This is a genomic window from Caballeronia sp. SBC1 (assembly GCF_011493005.1).
GTDB lineage: Bacteria > Pseudomonadota > Gammaproteobacteria > Burkholderiales > Burkholderiaceae > Caballeronia.
Map to the genome: position 1 here is coordinate 785,977 of NZ_CP049157.1, position 17,797 is coordinate 803,773.

16 protein-coding genes and 1 pseudogene are annotated in these 17,797 nt (G+C 59.8%); 9 read left to right on the forward strand and 8 right to left on the reverse strand.

Annotation, left to right across the window (positions count from 1 at the left end):
• Positions 1-21: 21 nt before the first annotated feature.
• Positions 22-627, reverse strand: coding sequence for a TetR/AcrR family transcriptional regulator (locus SBC1_RS21595; protein ID WP_165096579.1), 606 nt, complete (start codon positions 625-627; stop codon positions 22-24).
• Between the two features lie 130 nt (positions 628-757).
• Here SBC1_RS21595 and SBC1_RS21600 point away from each other — a divergent pair, with 130 nt between their 5' ends.
• Both SBC1_RS21600 and SBC1_RS21605 read left to right on the forward strand, forming a co-directional pair.
• Entirely contained in the window at positions 758-1,681 is a 924-nt protein-coding gene (locus tag SBC1_RS21600) for an NAD-dependent epimerase/dehydratase family protein (protein WP_165096576.1), read from the forward strand.
• A 2-nt stretch (positions 1,682-1,683) separates the two neighbouring features.
• A complete protein-coding gene (locus SBC1_RS21605) occupies positions 1,684-2,028 on the forward strand; it encodes a DoxX family protein (RefSeq protein ID WP_165096572.1) in 345 nt (114 codons plus the stop codon).
• Positions 2,029-2,384: 356 nt separating this feature from the next.
• Here SBC1_RS21605 and SBC1_RS21610 read toward each other — a convergent pair whose 3' ends face one another.
• A complete protein-coding gene (locus SBC1_RS21610) occupies positions 2,385-2,753 on the reverse strand; it encodes an NUDIX hydrolase (RefSeq protein ID WP_165096569.1) in 369 nt (122 codons plus the stop codon).
• A 241-nt stretch (positions 2,754-2,994) separates the two neighbouring features.
• Between SBC1_RS21610 and SBC1_RS21615 the strand changes: the two genes are divergently transcribed.
• On the forward strand, positions 2,995-3,906 hold the full coding sequence (locus tag SBC1_RS21615; protein ID WP_165101365.1) for a CHAD domain-containing protein: 912 nt from the start codon (positions 2,995-2,997) through the stop codon (positions 3,904-3,906).
• 54 nt (positions 3,907-3,960) lie between these two features.
• On the opposite strand, the pseudogene SBC1_RS21620 reads toward SBC1_RS21615, so the two are convergent.
• The 3 genes and pseudogenes from SBC1_RS21620 to SBC1_RS21635 all read right to left on the reverse strand — a co-directional run.
• Positions 3,961-4,080 (reverse strand): annotated as a pseudogene (locus SBC1_RS21620) (sugar O-acetyltransferase); the annotation flags it as partial.
• 841 nt (positions 4,081-4,921) lie between these two features.
• On the reverse strand, positions 4,922-5,878 hold the full coding sequence (locus tag SBC1_RS21630; protein ID WP_165096563.1) for a phosphotransferase family protein: 957 nt from the start codon (positions 5,876-5,878) through the stop codon (positions 4,922-4,924).
• Between the two features lie 223 nt (positions 5,879-6,101).
• Positions 6,102-7,520 carry a cytochrome P450 gene (locus tag SBC1_RS21635; RefSeq protein WP_165096560.1) on the reverse strand — a complete coding sequence of 473 codons (1,419 nt, stop codon included), beginning with the start codon at positions 7,518-7,520 and terminating at the stop codon, positions 6,102-6,104.
• A gap of 648 nt (positions 7,521-8,168) precedes the next feature.
• On the opposite strand from SBC1_RS21635, the gene SBC1_RS21640 reads away from it, so the two are divergent.
• Positions 8,169-9,311 carry a sterol desaturase family protein gene (locus tag SBC1_RS21640; protein WP_165096557.1) on the forward strand — a complete coding sequence of 381 codons (1,143 nt, stop codon included), beginning with the start codon at positions 8,169-8,171 and terminating at the stop codon, positions 9,309-9,311.
• A gap of 118 nt (positions 9,312-9,429) precedes the next feature.
• Here SBC1_RS21640 and SBC1_RS21645 read toward each other — a convergent pair whose 3' ends face one another.
• The 3 genes from SBC1_RS21645 to SBC1_RS21655 form a co-directional block, all read right to left on the reverse strand.
• Positions 9,430-9,804 carry a glutathione S-transferase N-terminal domain-containing protein gene (locus SBC1_RS21645; protein ID WP_165096554.1) on the reverse strand — a complete coding sequence of 125 codons (375 nt, stop codon included), beginning with the start codon at positions 9,802-9,804 and terminating at the stop codon, positions 9,430-9,432.
• Between the two features lie 163 nt (positions 9,805-9,967).
• Entirely contained in the window at positions 9,968-11,011 is a 1,044-nt protein-coding gene (locus tag SBC1_RS21650) for a 2-dehydropantoate 2-reductase (RefSeq protein ID WP_165096551.1), read from the reverse strand.
• Positions 11,012-11,146: 135 nt separating this feature from the next.
• Positions 11,147-11,911, reverse strand: coding sequence for a class II aldolase/adducin family protein (locus SBC1_RS21655; RefSeq protein WP_165096548.1), 765 nt, complete (start codon positions 11,909-11,911; stop codon positions 11,147-11,149).
• Between the two features lie 175 nt (positions 11,912-12,086).
• Between SBC1_RS21655 and SBC1_RS21660 the strand changes: the two genes are divergently transcribed.
• The 5 genes from SBC1_RS21660 to yjfF all read left to right on the forward strand — a co-directional run bounded on the left by SBC1_RS21660 (position 12,087) and on the right by yjfF (position 17,732).
• The gene (locus tag SBC1_RS21660; RefSeq protein WP_165096545.1) at positions 12,087-12,791 is read left to right on the forward strand and encodes a Crp/Fnr family transcriptional regulator; all 705 of its coding nucleotides are present in this window, start codon (positions 12,087-12,089) and stop codon (positions 12,789-12,791) included.
• 237 nt (positions 12,792-13,028) lie between these two features.
• A complete protein-coding gene (locus SBC1_RS21665; protein WP_165096542.1) occupies positions 13,029-13,994 on the forward strand; it encodes an ABC transporter substrate-binding protein in 966 nt (321 codons plus the stop codon).
• A 98-nt stretch (positions 13,995-14,092) separates the two neighbouring features.
• Positions 14,093-15,607 (forward strand): sugar ABC transporter ATP-binding protein, encoded by a 1,515-nt coding sequence (locus tag SBC1_RS21670; RefSeq protein ID WP_165096539.1) that lies wholly within the window; start codon positions 14,093-14,095, stop codon positions 15,605-15,607.
• On the forward strand, positions 15,604-16,641 hold the full coding sequence (locus tag SBC1_RS21675; RefSeq protein WP_165096536.1) for an ABC transporter permease: 1,038 nt from the start codon (positions 15,604-15,606) through the stop codon (positions 16,639-16,641). Before SBC1_RS21670 ends, SBC1_RS21675 begins: the two co-directional genes overlap by 4 nt.
• On the forward strand, positions 16,638-17,732 hold the full coding sequence (gene yjfF / locus SBC1_RS21680) for a galactofuranose ABC transporter, permease protein YjfF (RefSeq protein WP_165096533.1): 1,095 nt from the start codon (positions 16,638-16,640) through the stop codon (positions 17,730-17,732). Before SBC1_RS21675 ends, yjfF begins: the two co-directional genes overlap by 4 nt.
• The last annotated feature ends 65 nt before the right edge of the window (positions 17,733-17,797 follow it).

A 17,797-nucleotide genomic window follows, 5' to 3' on the forward strand; every position in this document is an offset into this window, starting at 1 on the left:
CGACATCTTATGCGGCGCTCCTTAGCGAAGTGCAGCCGCCACCGCCTCGTCAATCTGCAGCGCAAAGCGCGCTTCAACATTGGGCACCGTAAAGCCAATTGACAGTTCCAGATACGCGTCGCCAAGCACCAACTGAACGAATGTCGCTGCCCGCAATGCAGCAGTCGATTTGTCAAATCGCTTTAGCAGAATTTTTGCGGCGAAGGCACGCACGACCTTTGCACCATTTTCGTAAAACACCTGGCCCAGTTCCGGGAGACGTTCGGCCTCAGCAACGATGGCCCGGTAAAGCCGCAGATTATCCAGCGTGATAAGGCTTCGTGCCAGTGACCATCCCAACTCGCGCAACTCGACTTCGGGTGCGCCATCGTTTTGCTCGCCCTGAGCGCTGGCAAGCAGCGCGCCCACCTGAGCGCACATCTCGCTGACCAGACCAAAGAAGAGCGCCTCCTTCGACTTGAAGTGGCGGTAGACCGTCTGTTTGCCGACGCCAGCGGCCGCGGCGACGTCGTCCATCGTTGCCAGGCCGAAACCCTGGCTTAAAAAAACGGTTTTCGCGCCGTCGAGGATGGCGGACCGCTTACGGCGTTGCAACGGGCTCAGGCCGGGGAGAGAGGAAGTGTTCATGCCAGATAAATAACAGATCGCCAGGTAGTTGACAAGACTGGTCAGTCTCGTTTAGATTTGCCATAACGAGACCGATGAGTCTCGTTTGTGTGACTTATCAACTTCGCAGGCAATCATCGAGGAAAACGCTATGGAACTATTCATTACAGGTGGTACGGGCTACATCGGGCAAGCGGTCGCGCGCAAGGCAATCAGCCTGGGCCATCAGGTGACGGCGCTGGTGCGTCAGGACAGCTCGGCGGCGGCGAGCGCGCTGGCACGTCTCGGAGTGAAACTGCATGTCGGCGACTTGCGCGAGCCACAGTCCTTCGCTGCGACGGCCGGTGCAGCCGATGGCGTGATGCACATGGCGTCGACCAACGATGCTTCCGCCGCTGCTGCCGATGAGGCTGCGGTTGTAGCGATGCTTTCGCATTTGCATCCGGGCGCGGCGTTTATCTATACGTCGGGCACGTGGGTCTACGGCAATACGGAGGGCGAGCCCGCGACTGAAGCATCGGCGCTGAACCCGACACCACTTGTCGCCTGGCGTCCCGCAGTGGAGCAACAAGTGCTGGCGCTGGCAGCACGCCGCTCGATTGCCGCGGTGATCCTCAGGCCGGCGATGGTGCACGGCTACGGCGGCGGCATCTTCGGCATGCTTGCCGGCATGGTCCGTCAGACAGGCAGCGTGAGGGTCGTCGGCGATGGTGGCAACCACTGGCCTGCCGTTCACGTCGATGATCTCGCCACGGCCTACCTGAGCGCGGTGGAGCGGGCGGCAAGCGGGGACGGTCGAGTCGCGGGACAGATCTTCAACGTGGTCGCGGAAGACGCCGTTGCCATTGCCGGAATGAGTGAAGCGATTCGGGCCTCCGTTGGGGCCGGCCGCGTCGAATTTTGGCCGCTCGACGATGCTCGCCAATCGCTTGGGCCATTCGCTGACGCACTGGCGCTCGACCAGACGGTAAGCGGCCAGCATGCCCGGGAAGTTCTTGCGTGGAAGCCCCATGGCCCCGGCCTGATTGCGGACCTCTCTGAACAGAAGCACTTTCAGCAAAACAACGGAGCATGACGATGGCGATAGACACTGCATCTTTCGAATCGATTCTCGCGACGATCGTAGCGGTTCTGTTCGCGGTTGCTGGGGTGGTCAATCTTGCAGGACGCGGCGCGGCGAAGCGCGACTTCGCACGCTGGGGTTACCCGGCATGGTTTCGGTTGCTCTGTGGCGCTCTCGAGCTGCTCAGCGCTGCACTTCTTCTTGGACAACAAACCAGAGTTTTAGGCCTGACGCTGGCCGGTGCGATCATGATTGGCGCGCTCTTCACATTGCTACGAAATCGGGAGCCGTTCCAGCATCTCGCCCCGGCGCTGATCTTCTCGGCTCTCGTTGTGGCTACGGTGGCGCTTCGCGGTTGAGGCTTGCTCGCCACCAGGCGAGTGAGCCCGGGACGCTAACATGCCGCGCGGGTAATCTGTTCTGCAAGTCCTTGAAATACGCATATGGATAGCTGGAGTGGCCATGCAGCGCCTCGGCGCCAAGGATCTGTCAGCGTCGTAACTCTATCTTGCGTTTCAACTGAATCGTCAGCGCATCACTGCGGCCATTGCGGGAATCGATGCCCAGGATCGCGGTAGGCGCGCAATACTTTCAACCGTCTAGGCCTGTCCCGTACCGTGGTTCGCTGGCAGCACGAATGACCGGCGCGACACCGACGTCAGGCTGAGGTGCCCTCGCTAAATCGACGACTCGTGCCTGCGCCAACCCGGCGCAGCTACTTTTTACGCCGTTGACCCATGAGCTTCACGATGTCGGTCGTCGGCGCACTGGTTAAGAGGCGAGGGATGTCTTCGAGGTGGACCCAGCGGCATTTGGAGATCTCGTTGCTTGGGCGAGCCTTGGCGCGATTCGAGATTTCACAGGAGAACACGTGATGGTGCTTTTGCTTGCCACGAAAGTCGAAGAGATATCTGGCTGACTTTCCGGAAAGCCGCGTCTCTTCCTTGAGCTCCCGAAGTGCGGCGGCCGAGAGATGCTCCCCGCGCTTCAGGATCCCGCCCGGCAAAGCCCACTTCGACTGACTACGTGAGACCAGGAGAATTCGCTTACCTCGGCGACAGATAACGGTGGCGCGTGTCTTCAAACTGAACTCCCACTTATCTCTTCTAGGTATCTTCGATGCGCCAGCGTATTGCGCAATGTTTGATATAACGGAGCATGCTAATACAAAAGCGTCGATGCTCGGCAACGTCTCGACGTGAGAGCGGTCTACATGCGACAACTTGAAAGCCGTTCATCAAATCGTCACAGAAATTGGGAACCGAGAATATCACTGTGGTAATGTCGGGGCGAAACATATTTTTGTCCGACTCGAGGCTTCAATGGTGGATATGGATGCTGACTGGCCCTTGCCGCGGCCAATCAATTTCTTTAAGGAAGATCGGCGGCCAGCTGTTTCAACGCCATCCAGAACTGGTTCAATCGCAAGCACCTTCTCATCACTGGCGACTCCCGTTGTCGCCGAGGCTGTGCGGCGTGCGCGAGAGCTGGCTACAAATTGCGATGCTGAAGGATTCCACCAGCTTCGCGTTGCATTCAGAAAGCTGCGTGCCTTGTACTGGGCTTATTCCCCCTACCTCGGTGAAGAGGCGACCGCGCAGGCCACGGAAGAGTTCAAGCGCCTTGCTGCGGTAGCCGGCGGAACGCGTGACTGGGACATCGCTGGCGATCTTTTGAAAGCCGCACAAGCGTCGCGCGCATCAATGGGACTGCTCGTGGCCGCCGCGAGCGAAAAGCGCGCGCAGGCAGTGGTGCATAGCCAGACGATGATAAAAAGCGACGATGTGGAGGCGTTCTTGAACGACGTCTTGCTTCACGCGCAGGCGACGTTGGAGTCCAGCTGCAACGATCTTCCCATTCAGGAGTTCGCCGAGGATCGCGTTCGTCGCGCGCAGCGCGCACTGAAGAAGCGCAGCAGGTATGCATCGCGTAACGAGACTGCCCACGAAGAAGATCTCCACGATGTTCGCAAGGCCGGCAAGAAGCTGAGGTATCTGCTTGAGTTTTTTCAACCTGTCATCAAGAGCGGACACGACCGCACCGTAAAAGAGTTGACGTCCGTGCAGAACAAGCTCGGCCAGTTCAACGACATTGCCGCAAGTGAGACCTTGATTCGGGGCGCGTCATTCAACGACGTTCCACCCGAAGTGGTGCAGGAGTCGCTGCAATGGCTTGAAAAGCAGAAGTGCCGGCGAATGCGTGCAGCATCGCGGCGTGTTCGAGCCATCGCAAGTTAAGCCTGGCGAGACCGCCAGCACCCAGTGCAACAGTGACTGAGTCATCTATACATGTTAATCGGCAATCGAACGAATGACCCTCGCCGGATTGCCACCGACAAGAGTATTCGGGGGAACGTCCTTGGTGATTACCGACCCTGCCGCGACAACCGAGTTCTCGCCTACTGTTACGCCATTCGCCATTCGTTATTTTCCTCCAGTTGCTACCCGTGACTTTCAGCGATGAATGGCGTTGAAACCCCAACCGTATCCAGGTATTCATGCAGGTCAAAGGCTAATGCCTCCAGTACCCAAGCGGCCGGTCCTATTGTCGACGGTCTAGCCCTCTCTGTCGATTGATCGAGATTAGCGGTACCACGCACGTTGACTGCGAGCGATAGCTGCACTGGCACTCGTTAAGTTGGTGATTGGATTCCGGGATCAAAGTTTTGAAACGACCGTCGAAAAACAATGTGTCAGACAAATCGGTTGCCGCACGCGCGAACCGGTATTTAGCCATGTCGAACTAGAGAGCCGCGTGTACGATAGAACCAGATAACCAACGAGTTTCAGGAGCGCCATGAAAGCGGTGTGCCCGCTGCACGGACCAACAACGATCATCCGCACGAACGCGTACGGGTTTCCGGTTTATGCATGCTGCTGCGAAGACGTGCCCTATATAACGCCTCCGGACGCATGTACGAGGGAGCCGACGCAACGCGGATCTGACCCGCAGCAGCGACCCCAACAACCGAAGCCGAAAAAAGAATGACACTGCCGATCTGCCTGCTGCCTGCGTGCTGATCCTCGGTAGGTGGATATAGAGCGGTGCAAGGCCGCACAGGTTCTTCGGCTTGCCGTAGGAAGACCACGCCTACGTGAGCCACGTTTATCGCGTCGATTCATTCAGTACCGCGCGATCATCCGGGAGAAAGCCAGGACCGGAGACGACACCAAACAGACCGCCGGCTTTATCGAAGCCGAACGGTCATATCCCCCCGATTAAGGGCCGAAAATACACCGCCCTAGCCGCCGCTTACGCGCGTTCCGCCACGCTCAAGAGCTGGTCGAGAACCGGCGTGAGGAAGCGCACGCTCGCGGCGTTGCCCTGTTCGATGGCGACCGACAGAAAGCCGATGATCCACTGTGATGCGTAGAAGCCCGTGGCGCGCCTGCGCTCGCCCTGTGGCGCCCAACAGCGCAGCAGTGCCGCGGCATAGGGGCGGCCGCGCTCCCCCACCAAAGTGTCGATATGCGCGAGCGTCGTGCCCAGCACGAGCAGCGGATCGCCATAGCACACCGTATCGAAATCGATCAGGCCGCTCAGTTCTCCTTCGTCCACCAGCACATTCTTGATGGTCAGGTCGTGGAGAAAGCAGACCGGACGCAGTGTGTTGAAGTAATCCTCGAGCGAGGCACGCGCGAGGCCGAGGCGCGCGCGAAAGCGTTCGAGCGCGGAGGCGTCCGTGCGCGCGAGCGTCGCGACGTGAAACGCGGAGGGCACAGGTTCCCCAAAGACGTCAGTCCAGCGCACATGCGGTGCGTGAGCGCCAATCGCGCCCCAGCCGAAACCGCCATGCGTGGCAGCGGGCAGCCGCTGCGCTACCCTGCACTGGAATGCGACCACCGCTTCGGCAATCTGTTCGGACTGCCTATCGTTTATCGAATCGAAGACATAGAAGAGATCGCGGCCGGGAAGCCAATCGAGCACCACGAAATCGCCGCCTGCGGGCATCGCGCCTTGCGCGAGCAGCTTCTGCACCGGCAGGCCGATGTCGCGCAGCATGGCGAGATTCGAGCGGGTGTGCAAAAACGTTTGCGCTTCGGGGCTGACACGCACCGCCAGCGAACGACCATCGGCCATGCGTGCGCGGTACACGGCGTTGCCGCTATGGGTGAACGCCTGGCGTTCGAGCTGCAGCGGCCGCTCGCACATCACATCCGCCATGCATTGCGCGATCGCCGCATCGTCGTTGCCGCCCTGCCCGCCCATCTGCCCACCCGCTATATATCGTCAGCGGCCGATTACAGCAGGGTGAAATGCGCGCGGCAACTGAGCGATTATTGGGCAATGTTTCCGGCGTAACCGGGAATGCAGCGTAGGCAACGCGGGACCGCCGCGCCGTCATGAAACGTAATCGACGGAAATATCCTGGAAGGGAATGAGGCTGTATTTAGTACAAGAGTTGCGCGCAGCTCAGCTCCAAGGCCGAACGTTAGTGTTTACGCGGCCTTAACCAGAACGGCACGGCCCGATCTGGCGCGGTCGTCACAATGGCCATCGGACGTACGGGTTCGTCGTCGGCGAGTTCGACGGTGAACGCCTGGATCAAACGCGCGAGCACCAGCGTTGCTTCGGCCATCGCGAACTGAGCGCCCACACAAACGCGCGGCCCGGTGCCGAACGGCAGATAAGTAAAACGCGGTGCCGGCGCCGCATCCGGTAAGAAACGCGAAGGATCGAAGGCGTCCGGGTTCGACCAATGCAGCCGATGGTGATGCAGCACCCACGGACTGATCATCACCAGCGTGCCGCGCTCAATGGTCAACCCTTCCACGTGATCAGGCTCGACACATTGACGCGACAGTACCCAGGCCGGCGGGTAAAGACGCAACGCTTCGCTGACGACGGCACGTGTGTAGGACAACGACGCAAATGTCTCGCCGGCATGCGCTGCACTCAGGTCGGCATCGGCCACTTCCGTCGCCACAGCAGCCTGTTCCTCGGGCGCACTGGCTAGCAGATAGAGCGACCAGAACAGCGTTAGCGCCGTTGTTTCGTGGCCGGCGACGATCATCGTACCAACCTGGTCGCGCAACTCCGCCCGGTTGAAAGCAGCCCCGCTTTCCGGGTCGCGTGCAGCGCGCAGCAGGTCGAACAGATCGCGGGGGCCGCCTTCATCGGGGACCTGCTCGCGTGCATCGATAATGCGATCCAGCAGCAAGGACCATCTGGAACGGAAGCGCGCCCGTGCAAAATCGTGAAGCGTCGGAATGGGAAGCGGCGTGATCAGGTCGAGTAGATGGGCGCGGCCGTACCGCTGCGAAAAGCGCGTTATTTCGGTGCGTACGGCAGGCCCGAATTCCCACGTTTCGAGCGAGAACATTGAACGCGCCGCGATCTTCAGCGCAAGCGATTGCATCTCGGCCAGGAGATTGAAAGGCGCCCCATTGCGCGAGGCCAGCGACTGCACGGCTTCATTCGCACAAGCCGCTACATGGCGTGCAAGGAGCGGCAGCATTTTCGGAGCGAGGGCCGGCGCGATCGTGCGCCGCTGGTATTTCCAGTTTTCGCCGGTGCTCAACAGCAAACCGTCTCCGACCAATGGCCGGAGCAGCCGGATCGCGGTGTCTGTGCGGCGATAGTTGATATGGTTCTCCACCAACACGCGGTGAATCATTTCGGGTTTGTTCAGCAACAGGCGTTTGCGGCCGAAGAATCCCTGCTCCAGCCAATCCAGCTCATAGGTGCGATGCGACCACACCCGCAAGCCGTTTCGACTGACGCGATGCACGAATGCGAGCGACGACAGGTCCCGCGAAGGGTAGTCCGGCAATGGCGGCACGAACAGCGGTCGGCAACCTGTCGCGCGCTCAATGGGCGGTGCCGGAAACGTACTCGATCGGACTTCCATTTGGGACCCTCCAGAGGCGAACATCAGCGACCCGGAATGCATTGAAGAATACCACCGTGCGCGGCCACCTATATATGACGGAACGCGGGTTGCGACCCGCTGCTTCTGCACGCGTAAGGCGAATATTCGGTGCATTCCGGCACCGGGTCACGCGTCAACCCTTGGGCAGGTTTTAGCGGTTGCCGCCTTACGCGTTATTCTCAGCAGGATTGAGACTGTGCACACTATCAAGAAAGACGGGATGAAATGCCTGGGCAATGTCCCGCCATCCGATGCCTCACAGTTCCATCCACTAGCTTTATAAGGCATCCTAATGTATTGCATTTGTTAGTTCCTCCAGCGTTACCGCGAAACGCCCCTCACGCGCAATGCAACGCTCCGATCCCTCGAACTCCTCCTTATTTCCGTCGCTCGAGACCAGCATCCGTCATAAAGCAATTCGAGTTTTCGTCGTTATGCCTTACCCTGTCACCTCCAGCGCTGACAAAACCATATCACGCAAGCATTACGTAGTATTTATGTAAGTTATGCGTCAGCAAGATCTTGCGAAGCCGACGTGCCTGACCGCTTGTTCACGCTGCCATCGAATCATTGGCTGCACAAACCTCGACGCTTCATATAGCCGGGACCACATTGCTGAGATTGTGAATGGACAAGATCATTGTTTTCATACTTCCTGTTTTCGTTGTTCTGATCGGCGCCGAATTCGCTTACGGCTGGTTCAGGCAACGTAATACCTACCGACTGAACGATGCGCTGAGCAGTCTTAGCCAAGGCTTAATAAGCCAGTTGCTGGCGCTGGTCACGCAGCTGTTTCAAATTGGTTTGTATGTGATTGTGTTCAATGCGCTGATGCCAACCCCCAACGTCAAGTTTTGGGACACCTGGTACGGCTGGCTGATCGCCATCGTCCTGTTCGACTTCTTCGACTATTGGCTGCATCGCGCCGGGCATGAGTGCGCTGTCATGTGGGCTGCCCATGTCGTGCATCATCAAAGCGAGCATTTCAATTTCTCGACCGCCTTGAGGCAGGAAAGTACTGTCGTGCTTATTGGCTGGATCTTCTATCTGCCCATTGCGGTGATAGGTGTTCCGCCCGAGCAGTTTGGCCTTGCCGGGCTCATCGTCCTCTTGTATCAATTCTGGATTCACACTGAACACGTCGGCAAACTCGGCTGGTTCGATCGCGTGTTTTCTTCGCCCTCAAACCACCGTGTGCATCATGCGGTCAATGACCAGTACATCAACAAGAACTATGGCGGCATGTTTGTGATCTGGGACAGGATGTTCGGAACGTTCGCCGAGGAAGAGGAGCCTTGCGTCTACGGAACGAGGACGCCTCTGCGAAGCTGGGATCCTGGCTGGGCAATCTTTGCGGAATACTGGTCGCTCGTGCAGGCAACGCGGCAAGCGAAATCGTGGGCAGACAAGTGGCGCATCTGGCTCAAACCTCCGGGCTGGCGACCAGCCGACTCCAGCGGGCACCTTCAGGCAGAGACCTCCGCGCCAATGTTCGACCTGGAGGCGGCGAGGCAGCGGTACGGAGAGCCACTTTCCCGCAGCACGGCGATATTTGCAGTCGTGCAATTCGCCCTGATGATGGCAGCGACGGCGGGTTATCTATGGTACGCGGAAGAACTTTCATATCCAACGGAGCTGGGGCTGACCGCGGTTATCGTCGCAGGACTTTGGGCTTTGGGCGCGTACTTGCAAGGCCGTGTGAGCATGATCCCGGTCATTCTGGTCGACGTTGCGGGCGTTGCGGCCGCGGTCCTGATGTTCAGGCCTTGAGTGTCATGTACGCGGCGGTTTAAAGGCGAATGCCCTAGTGCTTGCTTGCCCGCTAGCTTCGCAATGACGAGGTGTTCAACTCCGGGTTCATAAACGCCTCACGACTCCGCGCGACGGATCACGCGATCCCGGCGAAACGTTGCTCCAGGTACGCGATGATGGCGTTGGAGTCGTACAACCAGCGCGACTCGCCCTCCTCCTGAATATGCAGGCAAGGCACTTTAATCTTGCCACCGCCAACCAGCAAACTGTCCCGTGCGACGGGATCGTTTTTGGCATCGTGCAGAGTCATCGGCACATTCAGACGATGCAGGGCGCGCCGGGTCTTGACGCAGAAGGGGCATGCGTGGAACTGATACAGCGATAGCCCCTTCGCTTCTTTTTCTACAATCGCCTGGCCTTGCGCTGCGCGACGTTGCGGGCGCGGGCGACTAACGGCGTCGCTGAGTAAAATCAACTGGCCGAGACCAACACGAACGGCTTTCATCAACATAGGGACTACCTTGAACGGCGAATGGGAGCGCGCAAGTCTACTCTCTCCAAGATCCGACTGCTGCCGGGCACATCCACGGCGATCGCGATAACCAAGCGAGCGACCCGACGCAAGCCGGGCCGGCCGTGGTGGCCGGGAACCGGCCACGGGCATCATCGCCCGTTCAGATTCCGGCGGGCACAGGCAACGAGGCACCCGTTGCAGCCCGTAGCTCAGCCAGCAGTGCTTCGCCCGACCATGACGGGCGCACGTCGGCTCGTTCGGCTTCCCGCACGAGTTCGCATAGCCGCTGGTTCACCGGCGCCGTTTGCCCAAGGCGTTGTGCGAGGCGCACGACCTCGCCGTTGATCCAGTCGATCTCGGTGGCGCGCCCTGCCGCCAGATCGTCGGACATCGACGAGCGCGCGAGCGGATCGATCGTCAGCATCGTGCGGCCCAGCCGTTCGAATAACCCGTCGGGTACGCTGAGAACAAGCGGTATCCACGTGGCTGGAAGCGGCGTCACCTTGACTGGCCGTATGCCCGCTCGCTTCAACAACGCGAGCGCTTCTTTCTGCGCCATGGCAAGGCAGAGCCGGTAGGCGCGTTGCGAGAGCTCCTCTTTCAACGGCCGATTCGCCAAGGCATTGATGGCATTGTTGAGGTTAAGCAACAGCTTTGCCCACTGCACCGGCAACATATCGGCGTGCTGGATCAGCGGCAGGCCCGCTTTCCGGAAGTCTTCGACGAACGGCTGCATGGCCGGCGCACGCCTGATCTCCAGCTCGCCCGCTGAACCCTGATGAAATGCCCCAGGGCCGCGTTCGACGACATTGAATGGCACCATCCCTTCCAGCACCGTGTGCTGCGGCAGCGCGGCGCGCAGCACGTCCGCATTGCCAATGCCGTTCTGGAAGCTCACAACGATCGTACCGGGGCGAAGCACGTTCGCCAGTTCCGCCGCCGCCGCGGGCGTCGCGGCAGACTTGACGGTGACGAGCACGAGATCGGCTTCGGCGGCGCTCGCCGCATCCGTCGAGACGTCAATACGCTCTGCCGGTGCATGCCAGCGGCTATCGTCGTGCCGCGACAACGTGATGCCGCGATCTCGTAACTGGTCAGCCACGCGAGCACGCCCAATAAAACTGACGTCGCTGCCGCCGGCAAGAAGCCGTCCGCCGACATAGCAACCGATCGAACCGGCGCCATAGATAAAGATTTTTGCCATACAGATTCTCAGGTGACCTACCCAGTTCCGTCCGCGATGCGTTGAATCGGTCAACGCGGCCCATGATGCTTAACACCGTTCGCTCAGCACATATCATCGTGCGTCGTGCGTCGTGGATATTGCGAACGGACAGCCTTAGTCAGCGTATCCGGGATTGCGTCGGTCGAGCCGACGTAGCAGCCCGGGCCACACCAGCTTCCCAATAGAGCCTTTCGTTACGGTCCGGATCTGATCCTTGATACCGTCGAGAATCGGTTGCGCGATCGGAATCAGCTTGCCGCCACCAGCCTGGGCACGCACCTGAATCATGCAAGACGCTTCAAAGAAGTACATCGCAACGAAGGCGTCCGCCGCTGTCTCGCCGACCGTCAGCAAGCCGTGGTTGCGCAGCATCAGATAATTGTTGCTTCCCAAGTCCTGAACGAGACGGGGCTTCTCGGCTTCATTGAGTGCGATGCCCTCGTAGTCGTGGTAGCCGAGCGACGCCAGCACACCGAGTGATTGCTGGGAGAGCGGCAGCAACCCCTTCTCCTGCGCCGACACGGCAACACCGTTGATAGAGTGAACATGCATCACGCAGCCGGCGTCTTCACGTGCCGCATGCACGGCGCTATGGATCGTGAAGCCGGCCGGATTGACGTCATATGGCGATTCGGCAACCTTGCGGCCTTGCAGGTCGATCTTGACCAGTGACGACGCGGTGATTTCGTCGAACATCAAACCGTACGGGTTGATCAGGAAATGGTGTTCGGGGCCGGGCACGCGCGCCGAGATGTGGGTAAATACCAGATCGTCCCATCCAAACAGCGCCGTGAGACGGTACGCCGCTGCGAGATTGACTCGCGCTTCCCATTCGGCAAGTGATACGTCATTCTTCAGACTGATATCAGATGAGGCCACGTCAACACTCCTTATTCGATGGATTCATGCAATGGAATAACTGAGACAACGCTTGGCGAATCACTCACACGGTGAGTGCGTCAAGGGCCAAAGTCGTCACGGATCAGATGCGAGTCCCCATGATGTTCGCGAACCTGCCTAAAATCTGTCAGATACCCGACAAGCCGACACGCCAATGGAATCCAGCCAGCACCGCTACCGGTCACAGCTCGAAACGACTCCGTGGTTCCGGGGCCTGCCCGTTGAGCTGGGGGACTACCTCATTAGCCATGCCACTTTGGTCACGGTGGAAAAGGGCGAGTTCCTGTATCGACGTGGCGAACGGTCTTATGGCCTGTACGCTGTACTGGGTGGCGCACTCGCAATTGGCACCGTCGGGGCGGACGGGAAAGAGGCGTTGCTCGCGGTGCTCGGACCGACTGCGTGGTTGGGCGAGATTTCGCTTTTCGATGGTCTGCCACGTCCGAACAATGCTGCAGCCGTCAGCAGGACACTTTTGCTGCACGTGCCCGAGGCCGCCCTGCAAAGCCTGCTCGAGTCCACGCCCCGCTATTGGCGCGATTTTGCGTTGTTGATGGCGCAAAGACTCCGGGTTTTGTTCGAGAACGCTGAAGCGATAACGCTGTTGCCCGCGGCACAGCGCGTGGCGAACCGTTTGCTCATGATCGCCGGAGGTTATGGCGGTCTCAATGCCGCGCAGAGCAAGATAAGGATCTCGCAGGACAGCCTCGCTTCCATGGTGTCGTTATCGCGGCAAACCACCAACCAGTTGCTCAGGAACCTCGAAAATCAACACATATTGAGCCTGAAGTCCGGGGAAATCGCCATTCTGGATTTCGACCGGTTGCGCGGCGCCAGTATCGGCGATTCGAATCCCTGACTATCACGCCGTTTAGTTGCGTCGTGGGTTTGCGCGCCGCGAGCCGACAATTTCCCTCCGCCATACCAATTCTGATATCGCAAACGCCGAATAACTGATTGGACCGCCATGCACCCCGGCGCTACGCTTCATTCCGGTACGTCCTTAATCAGTTGACCGCGCAAAAATGCATAAGCACGCATAAGCACGCACAAGCGCGGCAGTACCGAACACAAACACAATTAATCGGAGACAACCATGAGACATGCTCGACGCGCAGCCATCGGTGCGCTGCTTTCTGCGCTATTGCTGGGCGCAAGCCTGACTGCCCACGCCGATGACAACAAGATCACCCTGGGTTTCTCACAGGTCGGCGCGGAAAGTGCCTGGCGCACCGCCAATACCGTTTCTGTCAAAAGCGCGGCTAAAGACGCCGGCATCAATCTGAAATTCTCCGACGCGCAGCAAAAGCAGGAAAACCAGATCAAGGCAATCCGCTCTTATATTGCGCAGAAAGTCGATGTAATTGCGTTCTCCCCGGTTGTTGAATCCGGTTGGGAGCCGGTACTCATCGAAGCGAAAAACGCCAAGATTCCGGTGATTCTCACTGACCGCAATATCGACGTTAAAGATACCTCGCTTTACGTGACCATGATTGGCTCGGACTTCCTCGAAGAAGGCCGTCGTGGAGGCAAATGGCTGGAAGATCACTATAAGAACGACGCCGGTCCGATCAACATTGCCGAGTTGCAAGGCACGGTTGGCTCAGCGCCCGCCAACGACCGTCGCGCCGGATTGCTTGAAGTGATCAAGAACGATCCAAAGTTCAAGGTGATCGCTTCGCAAAGCGGCGACTTCACGCTGGCCGGCGGCAAGCAGGTCATGGAAGCGTTCATCAAGACCTACGGCAAGCAGATCAACGTGGTCTACGCCCATAACGACGACATGGCGCTCGGGGCCATCCAGGCAATGGAAGAAGCCGGCATAAAGCCCGGCAAGGACGTGACCGTGATCTCCTTCGACGCCACCAAGGGCGGCTTCGAAGCGATGGTCGCGGGCAAGATCAACGTCGACGTGGAATGCAGTCCGCTGCTCGGACCGCAGCTCATGACGGCGGTGAAGGAGGTGGTGGCGGGCAAGACCTTGCCCAAGCGCATTGTGACCGAGGAAACCATTTTCCCGATGAGCGTTGCAGCGCAAGTCCTGCCGCAGCGCAAGTATTGAGCCATCGCGGTCGCGGAGAAAACCCCTGGCAAGCGCGAGTCCGGCTGTAACAGCGGACTCGCGGCGCACTTTCAATCCCCCCTTTACGGCCTTCGTTCATGACCGGCTCGCCCATTCTTGAAACCATTGGTATCTCCAAGTCGTTCCCGGGCGTCAAGGCGTTGCAGAACGTGGACTTCGGTTTGTTTCCCGGTGAAATCCATACGTTGATGGGCCAGAACGGCGCCGGTAAATCGACGCTCATCAATGTACTCACCGGCGTCCATACACACGATGCTGGCGAAATACGGCTTGGCGGCGAAGCCGTCAATTTCGCGACGCCGCTCCACGCGGAAGCGGCCGGAATCAGGACGCTTTATCAGGAAGTGAACCTGTGCCCGAACCTGTCCGTCGCTGAAAACGTGTTCGCCGGAAGGCAGCCGAAACGACGTGGCGCTATCGACTGGAAGACGATTCATGCACGCGCCGAAGCGGCGCTTGCCGACCTGAACGTCTTCCTCGACGTGACCAAATCACTCGATACTTATCCAATCGCCGTGCAGCAGATGGTGGCAATCGCTCGCGCCGTCTCGGTGGATGCGCGCGTGCTGATCCTCGATGAACCGACCTCAAGCCTGGACGATGGAGAAGTCTCGCGGCTCTTCGACGTACTGCGAACGCTCAAGCAATCGGGCATGGCGATCCTGTTCGTCACCCACTTTCTCGAACAGACCTACGCGATATCGGACCGCATCACGGTCATGCGTAACGGCGAGCGCGAAGGCGAATATCTTGCCCGCGACTTGCCGGTGGAACTGCTCGTTTCAAAGATGGTGGGCCACGAACGGATGACCGAGCGCCTGAAGCGCGCGGCCGACGAGCCGCCCGCGCACAAGGCCGCCGTGCCGCCGTTCTTCGAAATGCGCGGTATAGGCCGGCGGGGTGTCATGAATCCTGTTGATATCGATGTGCAGCCTGGGCAGATCCTCGGACTGGCTGGCCTGCTTGGGTCAGGCCGTACTGAAACCGCCCGGCTGCTGTTCGGCGCGGAACGGGCGGACGCGGGAGCAATGTCTATCGACGGCAAGACGGCAAAGCTTCGTTCTCCTCGCGATGCGGTGCGCCGCGGCATAGGATATTGCCCGGAGGACCGGAAGAAGGAAGGCATTGTCGCGGATCTGTCCATACGAGAAAACATCATTCTCGCGCTGCAAGTGCAACGCGGCTGGTGGCGCGCCATTAGCCGCGGGAAACAGCGCCAGATAGCGGACGACTATATTGAGCGGCTGGGCATCAAGGCGCCCGATGCTGAACAACCCATCGGACTTCTGTCGGGCGGCAACCAGCAGAAGGTGCTGCTTGCGCGATGGCTCGCGACAGAACCCAAGATGCTGATCCTCGATGAACCCACGCGCGGCATTGACGTCGCGGCCAAATTCGAAATCATGGATCGCGTGCTGGCGCTCTGTGCGAAAGGGCTCGCCATTGTCTTCATCTCGTCCGAGGTGAGCGAGGTCGTGCGTGTGAGTCACCGGATTGCGGTGCTGCGCGATCGACGCAAGGTGGCGGAAGTCGAGGGGCACGCGGCGTCGGAAGATCAGGTGTACAGACTCATCGCGGGAGGCAGCCGATGAACCGCATCAAAGCCGCATTGCAACATCCGCTCGTATGGCCCGCGCTCACGCTGGTGCTGCTGATCCTGCTCGACCTGAGCCAGAACGCGCACTTCCTCGCCATCACGGTGCTGGACGGCCACTGGTTCGGCGCGCCTATCGATATCCTCAATCGCGCCGCGCCGCTCGTGCTCGTCTCGCTCGGCATGACGCTCGTGATCGCAACACGCGGCATTGATATTTCCGTCGGCGCGGTCGTGGCAATCGCGGGTGCGGCAGCCGCGAGTATTCTTGCTGACGATCCTTCCCGCGTCATCGAAGCGCTGGCCGCCGCGCTCGCGGTGGGCGTGCTCGCCGGCATGTGGAATGGTGTGCTGGTGGCGTTCGTCGGCATGCAGCCGATCATCGCAACGCTGATCCTGATGGTGGCCGGCCGCGGTGTGGCGCAATTGCTCACAGGCGGCCAGATCATCCCGATCGGTGCACCGGGATACCTGGTGGTCGGCGGCGGTTATCTGGCGCGCATGCCCTGTTCCGTCTGGGTCGCGGCCGGTGCGATTACGGCGACTGCGCTGCTCATGAATCGCACCGCGCTCGGCATGTTCATCCGCGCGATCGGTATCAATCCGGTGGCCACGAAACTGGTCGGCTTGCGCTCCAGTGCGATCGTGTTCGGGGTCTATACGTTCTCCGGCCTGACGGCGGCCATAGCAGGCATTCTGATCAGCTCCAACGTGCGCAGCGCCGATGGCAACAACGCCGGATTGCTGCTCGAACTCGATGCGATCCTCGCCGTCACGCTCGGCGGCACGTCGCTGCTCGGCGGCAAGTTCAGCCTCGCGGGCACCGTGCTCGGCGCGCTGATCATCCAGACATTGACCTACACCACCTACTCCATCGGCGTGCCGCCTGAGGCCACGCTCGTCGTGAAGGCAGCGGTCGTGCTGGTCGTCAGCGTGATCCAGTCGGCGACTGCCCGCACGGTCATCATGCGGCAACTGAAACGCGCCCTCCCCTTCGCCCTGAAAAAGCCCCTTGCAGAGGCAGCAAAATGAGGAACCTTCTCGACCGCCTGGTCGATCCGCGCACCTTGCCGATCGTCGTCACCATCGTGTTGTTCATGGCGCTGTTCGGCTTCGGCTCCGTGATGTACACCGGATTTTTTTCGCTGCAGGTGCTGCTCGGCTTGCTCGTTGACAACGCCTTCCTGCTGATCGTCGCGATCGGCATGACGTTCGTGATCGTGTCGGGCGGCATTGACTTGTCGGTGGGATCGGTCGTCGCGCTGACGACCATTCTCTGCGCCGTGTTCGCCGAACACCTGCATTGGCCGATATGGGTGATCGTGCCGCTCGTACTCGTGCTGGGCGCGTTGTACGGCGCAGCGATGGGCGCGCTGATCCACTTCTTCAAACTGCAGCCGTTCATTGTCACGCTGGCCGGCATGTTCCTCGCGCGCGGCGCGTGTTTCCTGATCACCACGCAGTCGATCACCATCAACGACCCCAGCTTCCACGCGCTGTCAGGATTTCACATCGATATTCACGGCGCTTCGCTTACAGCCGGCGGACTGATCGCCATCGCAACGCTTCTGCTTGCCATCTTTGTCGCGCACTTCACGCGCTTCGGGCGCAACGTCTACGCGGTCGGCGGCAACGAACGTTCCGCGTTGCTGATGGGCCTGCCGGTCGCGCGTACGAAGGTTGGCGTCTATGCGTTGAGCGGCTTCTGCTCGGCGCTGGGCGGCGTGGTGTTCACGCTGTATGTGCTCTCGGGATACGGCTTGCAAGGCCAGGGCATGGAACTCGATGCGATCGCCGCCACGGTCATTGGAGGAACCTTGCTCACGGGTGGCGTTGGGTATGTGATCGGGTCGGTCTTCGGCGTCGGCATTCTCGGGACCATCCAGACGCTCATCACGTTCGACGGCACGCTGAGTTCGTGGTGGACCCGCATCGTTATTGGCGCCCTTCTGTGCGCGTTCTGCCTGCTGCAGCGTGTGATCGAACGGCATGCGGCGCGTCGTAAATCGGATGGGACTGCATCGGGGGAACGAGCGGGGTCGAAGCTGAAGCGGCGAGATGCGGCGCAGCAACACGATGCCGCGAACAAAGCTGATCCCGTTGCGCTTGGGTCCAGGGGTTGACGCGAAGGCGGCATTCCTCCTTCACGGCAGTAAGACATGTAAGACCACGCGACTGTTCTGCATGT